The 10,190-nt window shown below is 38.8% G+C and carries 6 protein-coding genes; all 6 read right to left on the reverse strand.

Translation table 11 applies throughout. The annotated features are described in order from the left end of the window. The coding region (locus ACQR30_RS05330) for a TonB-dependent receptor plug domain-containing protein (RefSeq protein ID WP_429732341.1) at positions 1-923 on the reverse strand (923 nt) is incomplete at its 3' end. A 393-nt stretch (positions 924-1,316) separates the two neighbouring features. Beyond that, entirely contained in the window at positions 1,317-3,086 is a 1,770-nt protein-coding gene (locus tag ACQR30_RS05335) for a family 43 glycosylhydrolase (RefSeq protein WP_429732344.1), read from the reverse strand. A gap of 81 nt (positions 3,087-3,167) precedes the next feature. Next, entirely contained in the window at positions 3,168-5,144 is a 1,977-nt protein-coding gene (locus ACQR30_RS05340) for a family 43 glycosylhydrolase (protein WP_429732347.1), read from the reverse strand. Between the two features lie 40 nt (positions 5,145-5,184). Continuing rightward, the gene (locus tag ACQR30_RS05345) at positions 5,185-7,251 is read right to left on the reverse strand and encodes an alpha-glucuronidase (protein WP_429732349.1); all 2,067 of its coding nucleotides are present in this window, start codon (positions 7,249-7,251) and stop codon (positions 5,185-5,187) included. Positions 7,252-7,367: 116 nt separating this feature from the next. Next, positions 7,368-8,897: an alpha-L-arabinofuranosidase C-terminal domain-containing protein gene (locus ACQR30_RS05350; protein WP_429732352.1), complete on the reverse strand. Its 1,530-nt coding sequence runs from the start codon at positions 8,895-8,897 to the stop codon at positions 7,368-7,370. A gap of 48 nt (positions 8,898-8,945) precedes the next feature. After that, positions 8,946-10,049 carry a glycoside hydrolase family 43 protein gene (locus ACQR30_RS05355; protein WP_429732355.1) on the reverse strand — a complete coding sequence of 368 codons (1,104 nt, stop codon included), beginning with the start codon at positions 10,047-10,049 and terminating at the stop codon, positions 8,946-8,948. Positions 10,050-10,190 lie beyond the last annotated feature (141 nt).

Genomic DNA, 10,190 nt, shown 5'->3' on the forward strand with positions numbered 1-10,190 from the left:
TATAGCAATTTGTGCCAATCAGTATTGATACTATCATTTTCTGAAGATGCCAACTGAGCACTTCCATCCTGCTGATTAATATATATACCGGCGGCCTTACGAAGCGCAAGAAATTGAGGACCATTCATCATGGGAAATTCCTCTAAAATTTTATTTACACCATAATAACTATTTATGCTTACGTGCGCCTTCTGATCGGGAAACCCCTTATTAGTAGTAATTAAAATAACACCATTGGCTCCTCTAGATCCATAAATTGCTGTTGCTGAAGCATCCTTTAATACAGCGATATCTTTAACATCGCTCATATCGATGTCACCTATAGATCCAGGGTAAGGAATTCCGTCAAGTACAATTAACGGATCATTATTTGCCGATAAAGAACGCGTACCGCGTATACGAATCTGCATAGTAGCCCCCGGCTGAGAAGATGTTTGAGAAATGGCTACACCGGGAAGACGTCCTTGCAAGGCGTCAGAAATATTGGTCGATGGCACTTCCCGCAAACTGCTTCCACTGATGGACGCTACAGAACCTGTCACCGCTTCTTTCCTCTGAGTACCATAACCGATGACAACTACATCGTTAAGGTTAGTGGCAGCTGTTTGGGACAGTACCACTGAAATTTTCGACTGTCCCGAATAGACTACATCTTTTGTTTGATAGCCAATAAACGAAATTTCTAAGGTTTGACCTTGTACAGCCTTAATCGTAAAGTTACCTTGCTGATCTGTAAAGGTTCCTTTATTCGTTTTTTTATTCAAGACGGAAGCGCTGTTTATCGGCTTTCCGGTTGAATCAGTTACATTGCCATGAAGTTCAGTGCTAACATCCTGAGCGAATAATAGCGAGGATGAAAGCAGACTGACCGTTGTCATAAGCATACATGCAACAATCATGTTTCGTAAATTAAATTTTTGCATAAAGAACAATGTTTTTTATTAAATAAAATATCCATCAATCTAAACCGTATAATTGCAATCGATTGCAATTAAAATTCCAAAAAGCCTAACGTTTATTATGTATAAAACACAATTAAAATATTTGATACTAAAATGCAGTTTACAGCTAATTCAGCGACAACATATTTTATCTGTCAACTTGCATTTAACTCAATCAATTTCAAAATAACTTATGTTCGTCTGTAATTAAAATGCTAAAGTAGGTAAAATATTTAATAAATACAATCGATTGCATTTATTTTTTTTAAAAAAAGATAACCAGATGATACATTGTTTTCCAAGAAATGTTAATTGTATTAACTCATAGCAAAATTTAAAGCCCCAGCGATCTGTATCATAACCAGTGTCAAAGCTTTAATTTTTAAATTCCCACCAGTCAAAATTGAACAAATCGTCTCCAGCTTCTCTAAAAACAAAATAGATATCATGAACCCCCTTTACTTTATTTACCATACAAGACTGTGTATGCCACTTTTGTAATCCTCCAGTCGACTTAACAAGACAAGTGCCTAGCAAAAAACCTTTAAGACTATCCAGATGTATTTCTATTTGACCTGCATTTCCAGATGCTACACTTGCCTGAAATAAATCTGCCCCCTTTTTAAAGTCGACGCTACGTACTTTTATGAAGTCCCCTTCACTTATATTAGTAACATATGCACCACCATCATTTCCAGACATAGTTTTTATACCTTTTTCCCAAGCGATTGTTTCCGCCTCTACTCGTTTAAAAGGATTGACATTGGATAAGCTTTTAACAACCCCTGCTTTTGTTGGATTAATTCTAGGTATTGTACCATTTGCATTATATTTGAATTCTTCCACACAAACGGACCGATCAAATCCACCACCACCAGGAAGTGCTCCATCGTGATAAAACAAAAAAGATCTTCCTTTAAAATCTATAATTCCCGGATGATTGGTAAAGGCACCTCCTTTGATGATCTGGGACATAATCGTATCCCTGTAAATCCAAGGTCCCGTGGGTCCAGTACTTGTAGAATAGGCCAAATGCTCCGGGACGCCGCCAGCAGGATAAATTAAATAGTACAACTTATTTCTTTTATAAAACCAAGGTCCTTCTTCGTAGGTGGTAAATCTTTTTCCTGTACTATATTTTGTATTACTAATTTGAGATTCAAACCAGTTTCTCTGCTCTAAAGAAACTTGTCTTATACCCAGATTTTTATCAAAAGATAGCATATCCCTATTGAGCTTAACGTATCGTAGAACTGAATTTCCCCAAGTTAAATACGCTTGCTTAGCGCTGTCATAAATAACAGTAGGGTTTATATCACCGCTATCACATTGTTTTGAGATCAAAGGAACCTCTAAAATATCCCTAAAAGGTCCATTAGCCTTATCTCCTACTGCAACTCCGATAACTTTCTTATCAGTGTTTTTATCTATAGCACTTACATACCAGTAATATTTATTATCAAATTCGCTTTTTACGGTATGAGCCGCTAAACCATCAATAGATTTTGCCCATTTGAATGTTTTGCCGGCATTGAGAATTCTTAGTTTAAAGCTTTTTCCGGTCAAAGGCACCTGTACAACACCCACCTTCTTGTCGTAAGAGATCATATCCTTATTAAGCTTGACATAGTAAAGCGTTGGATTCCCCCAATAAAGATAGGCCTGTCCATCATCATCAATATAAACAGTTGGATCGATGTCTCCGTTGCCTGTCGTAACCAACAGTTTTCCCAGAGCATCTACAAAAGGGCCTGTAGGCTTGTCTGAGATGGCCACACCAATTGCCATACGGCCATTTCTTTGTGTCATCGGCACATACCAATAAAATTTTCCATTTCTTTCGATACACTGTCCTGCCCAAGCATTCTTGGACGCCCAATTAAAATTACCCAATGCCAGGCATTTACCTCTATCTGTCCAGTTTACCATATCAGTAGTAGAAAAGACATGCCAGTCCCTCATATCAAACCAAGTTGAATGATCTTCATCATGACCTGTATAAAGAAAAACCGTATCCTTGTAAACCATTGGTGCCGGATCTGCCGTATAAATGGTTTGAATAATCGGGTTTTGAGCTGTTCCCCATAGTGGAAAAAGAATAGCTAGTGAAAAACCTATAATTAGTTTTTTAGCCAAATATTTCATACGTAAATACTTTTACTTAACAAACAGGCAATAAAAAACTACCTATCTGTTTTAGGTGATCAAAATTGAAAAAGATGCCCGCTATTTGGAAAATTGAATTGACTTGATAATGATGTCCCCGGGCTCACATTCCACAAATTTCATAAATACATCATGATGGCCACTTATGTTTCTAATGGCTGTCGAAAAAACCTGCCAGCCGTTTTTTCCCTCTGCAGAAGTAATCGGAATTTTCGCGATTAATTTACCTCTTTTTAAATCATCTAACCAAATCTGCAAAGAACCTCGCGTATCTGCTGAGGCAGTAACAGTGACTTTAGTAGCACCCTTGTTTTCATTACCCAAGTCCACCCCTGAAATCATAGCCCAGCCACCCAATTCAGAAGTATTTGTTATGGCAATTGCACCATTTGTATTTACCTTCTTAATACCAAAATAATTCCTATAGCCGACCGCTGGCATGGCTGAAAAGCCATCCTTACATATGAAACAATCAAAATCTGCGGGCTGGTTTTCCGCAAAAAGTCCTAGGCTGGTTCCTACCCAAGAATTCCACTTTGGCTGCGCCTTGTCCAAATCAATAGAACTTATCGGAGCTCCAAGCGAAATCCAGTCATCTCCATCACCACTATAATAACCAGTAATCATATGAGCTTTCCTTTCCAATTTGAGCCAAACAGTATTTCCAAAAGTATTAGCAATACTACGTATGGTTTCACCCATCTGCAATATTATTCTACTGCCATTTTGATATCCAAGATACAGTTGAATATTTACAGATTGGTTACCATTGGTCAAATACAATCCAGCTTTGGATGTTGTATCATTGTTATTAATTTTTACATGCGTAATAGCGTTGTAATAATGGTCTGTTTCTTTTTGAAGCAAATGTGTTCTTTCCCCTTTCTTAGGTGAGAGCCGTATCCATCCCGTCTTTCCAAGGAGTGAACATTCACTTTCCGCCGTCCTATTTAAAAAATGCCAGCAAACATTTATACTATCTTCATTGAAGTAATCCGAATGAACACTACGCCATAAAATACCGCTTGATTGTGTAAGGTTTGGACGAACAACAGGGTAACTTGTAGGAGGGATACCCCAAGGACGATCTCCCACCCAAATAACACGACATAAGGAAGTTTGCCTTCCTGTTCCTGACCAGTCATCACCATTTGCGTCCTCATAACTTTGCGCAATTGTCCACCAAGTACCATCTGCCAATTGCAAAGGTGCTCCAATATGGTTGGCTACTCTGAAAGGAGAATTAGGATCATCTAGTGGTTTAAAGAAATCTCCTAACCGCTCCCACTTCGTAGAATCACTTGTCAATTCCTTTGTCCTTAAAACATATTGACCACCAGCAACACTGCCCGCGGGAAAATAATAGTAATAACCATTACGTTTACACATTACGGGACCTTCCGCCCAACTATATTGTAAATGTGCATTTATCCAATCCAGATTTATCATTTTGCCTGTGAGCTGTCCGTCTTTACCGATGGCATGGATGCGATTAATCTTTTGACCGTTTTTAATGATCATATAAGGTTGCCCATCGTCATCAATAAAAATAGAATTGTCGTAACCCAAAGGGCCATTTGAATCCGCTTTTACTTGTACGGGCTTTGACCAGGGGCCGTAAGGCGTACTGGCTTTTGCAAACCATTGTTGGTCACCGTTGGCAGAAAAATAGACCCAATAGCAGTGATTGAAGTAAGTAAGCGCCCCTTGCCAAATTCCACCTGATGGCCTGTCCTGCACAAAATCTGCATTTTGTGGATACACTACCCTGCTGATAATTTGCCAATGCACTAAATCAGTTGAGTGATAAATAGGCAAATAAGGCGTAAAATGAAAGCTCGAACCACAATAATAAAAATCTTTCCCTTTTCTAAATAGAGTTGGATCGGGATGATCTCCGGGCAAAACAGGATTCACATAAGTCTTTACTTCATTGTAGAAAGACGCCGAATCGACACCATTTTGCTGTCCCTGTACAAACGCAAGATCAAACAGTAAAAAAATAATTGTGGTGATACAATGGCCTAACTTATTCATCTTTAATTTCATTCTATTGATACTTTTAGTGATTCTATTATTAATTATTTCTGTGTTTAAACTCGTTGGCAATTATATCCTTTAATTTGTGAACAGGTGGAGCAATATCTTTTGGAATGGGCATTTTACTAAATTGCTGGAAATAAAGAATGCAGGCATCTTTCCATAAAACAGCATTGTCATATTGCTGTCCTAATTTAATTTGTACCAAATTAAATTGATTGCCATCTACGAATGGTTTAACCCTGTTCCAACTCTGTTGAAATGCATGTACCTCTTTTACACCTTTGTCATAATGATAACACAGGGCATTCCACAGGCTTTGTCCGTTTTTCATTTTATAAGTCCAGGGCAAATGATGAAACCAGAGCAAATATATTTCGGGGCAGGTGGCTACATTATTTAACTCAGAAGCTAGTGGCTCATGATATTGACTTACAGCATTACTGCCTTTTGTGGTGCGATCAAAACCTATACCACTGGCACTTGCTTGGTGGAAATAGGGTGGCGTCCAATCGGCTCTCACTCCTTTAGGTGCCCACCAGGGACCAGGACCGTAGTGTCCGTTAGCGGACATTATGTGATGTAATCCCAGCGGCATCATAAAATTCACCGCTGTTTCGCGACTATCCAGCATTATCTCCTTAACAGGATTCAAAAAGTTTTTGGTCCAGTCACTTCTGTAGTCTTTCTCACCGAACTTCCCAGAGACGTCGTTATAAAAAGTCAACTTCAGCCATTCATCTGCAATTTGTGCACTTGTTAATTGGTCGTTCCAGGCTAGTCTGCCAAAAGCATACCAGTTGGCCTGTGCAAAGGGATGACCGCACCAATTCGTATCTAAGCCGATATTTGAGACACCGGCAATAGCCGTATATTTTTGTGGATAAATACTGCCGTCTGTACATCGAGCAACCGTACTGCCTTTTCCTTGTTGGTAGGTATCACTTTTCAGGCACTCTTCCCACATGGTGGATAGAAAAACTAAGTAGACAGCGTGTCCTAAATATTCCTGTGTAATTTGCAGTTCTGGCATTACCGAGGTCTTTTTCATGGCACCAAATAGTGGGCTGAATGGCTCTCTTGGCTGAAAATCTATGGGACCATTTTTTACTTGTATGATTACATTGTCTCTAAACTTTCCGTCCAGAGGCTTGAATTCATTATAAGCCTGCTTGGCTCTATCATCATCGTTAGCAGTATAAACAAATGCCCGCCACATTACCACCCCATGGTAAGGTTTCAAAGCGTCGGCTAACATATTTGCACCGTCTGCATGTGTGCGCCCATATTGCTGAGGACCGGGTTGCCCTTCACTGCTGGCTTTTACTAAGAAGCCACCAAAATCCGGTATCAGCCCATATATTTCTTTTATCTTAGTTTTCCACCATACAATAACACTTGCATCCAATGGGTCGGCTGTTTTTAATCCGCCCAAAGAAATAGGCGAAGCAAAATTTACAGAGAGATAAACCTTTACGCCATAAGGACGTAAGATGGCTGCAATAGATTTTACCCTGTTAAGATAATTGTCGGAAAGTATTTTTGGAGATGCATTTACATTATCCAGCACAGCTCCATTAATACCTATGGAAGCATTGGCCCGGGCATACTGCTGCCATAAAGTTTTATCTTTTTCTGTTACGACAAACGGATCAGTCTTGCGCCAGAAAATAGAATTACCCGCATAACCTCGCTCTATGGTGCCGTTGAGGTTATCCCAATGATCTAAAACCCTTATTTGATAAGAAGGATTAGAAATACCGTCCCCCGTTTCATCTCCTGTTCGCTGGTAGCGTAAAAGATTGTACACTCCATACAAAATACCAATGTCGGTCGTCGCCTCAACAGAATTTTTAGTTAATCGAAAACCGCCATCCTTTAAAGCTTTATCTTTTCTTATTATTAATTTAATGGAGGCTCCTTGCGTACCGTGCCAGCCTTTTTTTAATTCTTGTTCAGCAATATCAAGTGTGGGAGAATGCCTTGCACAAACTACCCTTACCGACAATGGTTGGTTAGTTCGCAACCAAAGCTGATGCCCATCCTGCGCGCGTAGACGCAAAGTCATAACGAGAACAAAAGCGAAAATGATTAGCCTTTTCATCTGAGAATATTTATATTTTATGATCAACTTATTAAACCGAGATTTATTTATATTACTACAATTGGTCCACCATTTTATCATTGTAGGTATTAATTTCCATTAGTAGAAACCACCGGCTACTCATCAACTTTTACTTTGATTTGTGTAAACGAATGTGGCGGAAAACTATAAGACAATTTCCCTTCCTTGACATCTAAATCTTTCATCACAGGAATATATTGTGTTTTATCATCGAAACTAAATGGTGCATTTACATCTTTACAATCTACAATACTGACTCCAGCTTTCCCCATAAATGCCCCATTAGTGTTGATAATGCTTGTCCCAATTGATTTATCCTTATTTCTATTGACAACATTAATGATAACCGTATTGTTTTCTTTGTTATAAACACTGGTCACATCCAGATAAGGAATGTCTTTATATTGCGTTGTACTAAATTTATCACAATCTACATAGGTGTCAATAGAGCTACCCTTACAATTATTAGAAAATAATTTATAAGTATAAAATATGGGAGACTTAAATGTTCCCTTTTCTGGATCACTAGATAATAAAGAAGTTAACATGGTAAAATTGGCCATCTTTACAACATCAGCATGACGTATAAAAGAATTTAGACACTGCGCCAAGGGCAATACTGCTAAGAAATTCTTTCCAAAACTTCCATATTCATCTACCGACAGGTATATCGGATTAGCAAAATTATTTTTTGCTCTTGCAATATTGATTTCATCTGCTGTTACGTTGATTTTTTGTTCAAAATCCATTGCACCCGTGCCCATTGATGTGTAATAATCCGGAGATTTTTCCCAATAACGATGAATGGAAATATAACCTATCTTATCTCCTAACCCATTTAATACTTTACGGTTCCAATCAACCCATTTACCCGTTCCGTCATAATCTGAAGATCCAGAAGCAACAAATTCAATACTGCTATCCACTGACTTCATTGCCTTAGCTGCTTCTCTGGCAATCTTCACATAATCATCCGCATCTTTATGCCCAAGTTCCCAAGGCGCGCCATCTACTTCATTTCCCAAATCCCATATCTTCACATTGTAAGGTTGCGGATGTCCGTATTTGGCACGCAAGTCAGAATAATAAGTGCCCTTGGGGTAATTACAATATTCCACCCAGTGTACCGCATCAAAAATAGTCCCAAGTCCCAGATTTACACACACGACATTTTCACTGCCAATAGATTTATTCAATTCTATCCACTCATCTGTTCCAACATGGTTATTATCTGTCCCACCCCAAGCGAGATTGAGCCGACTCGGACGTTTGTCCTGCGGACCAATTCCATCCTCCCAATTGTATTGCATTAAATAATTTCCACCAGGCCAACGCATATTGGTAATTTTCAATTCCTTCATTGCATCAATGTAATCCTTTCTGAAGCCATTGTTATCGGCGAGAGGAGAACTGGGGTCATATAATGTACCATATAATGTATTATATTGAACCGTATCAGGCAACCCCATTTTAGCTCCATTAAAATGAATCGGCTCCATAAACACACCATAAATTCTTGGGCTGATCTTCCCTATAACCCTTGATACATCAATTTTTATGGTAGCATTTTGAGCAAAAACTGATCCTGATAAAAAGGATAGTAGCGCAAAGACTATTTTTTTCATAATCATTATTTTTATTGTTGATTTAATTGATAATTTTAAATATTTTTATTAGTAATTTATTATCTGTTCCGTCCATGTCGGTCCATTTATATAAAACATTCCATTTTTGTAATGTACCGGTTCAATTCCTAGCTGAGGTGTTTTTTCCCAAGGATAAAAAGTTTGACTGTACGGATAAGGGCGCTTTTCGTCCATAAGATAGTGGCACGAGCTCCACAATTTTCCGTCGGGACCAATAAACAAAGAGTTGGAGGCCGCTTCACAATAAGGATCTTGCGTATCCTGAAATTTCAAACCAGCATAACCACCTTCTGTAGCTAATGCTAGACGATACGCTCTTTTTCTGGTTCCAAAAATTGGCTCTGGCGACGCGAGCTTCCAGGGACCTAAAGGAGAATTTGCTTTAAGTAATCCAATTTCATAGCCACGGGTCCATGTCGAGAAAAACATGAAATAAATACCGTCTTTTTTAACGACAAAAGGAGCTTCAATTCCCCCTTCCATCCAGGTGGGGTAACCGGCTTGCTTTTTATCAAGGAACTTATGTATCGGCGTTATTAGTTTCCCTGTATTTAAATCAATTTTCGCTTGGAAAAGTCCGTTACCACTGCAATACAAATACGTTTGTCCGTCTTCATCTTCGAACAGTGTCGCGTCATTATTATACTGATTTGTCAATGGTCCATTTACCAATTTGTAGGGGCCTGTAACACTATCGGCCGAAAAAAGCCAAATACTATGGGTCTTCATCCCCTTAGGGTCAAGTGCCGTAACCTTACCGCTATTAACAGTCAACCAGTATTTATGTTTTATAAAATGAATCTCCGGAGCCCAAAACCGCCCGTTATAAGGGCAACCAGGTGGAAGCTTGCTGGCATCAATCAACCAGCAATACTGTTTCCAATGGATAAGATCGTCTGAAACTAAAAGACGAACTCCTGGATTTGGGCCCGTCCATACGGGATTAGATGTTCCAGTGCAATACCATTTATCACCCACTTTAATAATGCAGTAATCACGCATAGAAAGTGCCGTATCCCGTGTAATCGGATTAGTATACCGGAATTCATGTGTACCTTTTACCTCTTTAGCGTATTTGTGCATACTCATATCTTGAGCAATACCCGTAAGTACTGCCAGTATAAAGCTCAAAAAGAAAAAGATTTTTTTACCAATGAAATAAAACATCACCTATTTATTTTTATGTCTCTTTATTACTTTCATCTAAAACCGAACAGAAAGAAATCAATATAACTGGGCCGATTGTTATTGGGATCGGCAACAATTCTTTCT

The sequence above is a fragment of the Arachidicoccus sp. genome, assembly GCF_050436765.1.
GTDB lineage: Bacteria > Bacteroidota > Bacteroidia > Chitinophagales > Chitinophagaceae > Arachidicoccus.

What these genes read in the sequence shown, in the direction of transcription:
- ACQR30_RS05335 (WP_429732344.1), bottom strand. Translation starts at nt 3,086, where the DNA reads ATGAAATATTTGGCTAAAAAACTAATTATAGGTTTTTCACTAGCTATT.
- ACQR30_RS05340 (WP_429732347.1), bottom strand. Translation starts at nt 5,144, where the DNA reads ATGAATAAGTTAGGCCATTGTATCACCACAATTATTTTTTTACTGTTT.
- ACQR30_RS05345 (WP_429732349.1), bottom strand. Translation starts at nt 7,251, where the DNA reads ATGAAAAGGCTAATCATTTTCGCTTTTGTTCTCGTTATGACTTTGCGT.
- ACQR30_RS05350 (WP_429732352.1), bottom strand. Translation starts at nt 8,897, where the DNA reads ATGAAAAAAATAGTCTTTGCGCTACTATCCTTTTTATCAGGATCAGTT.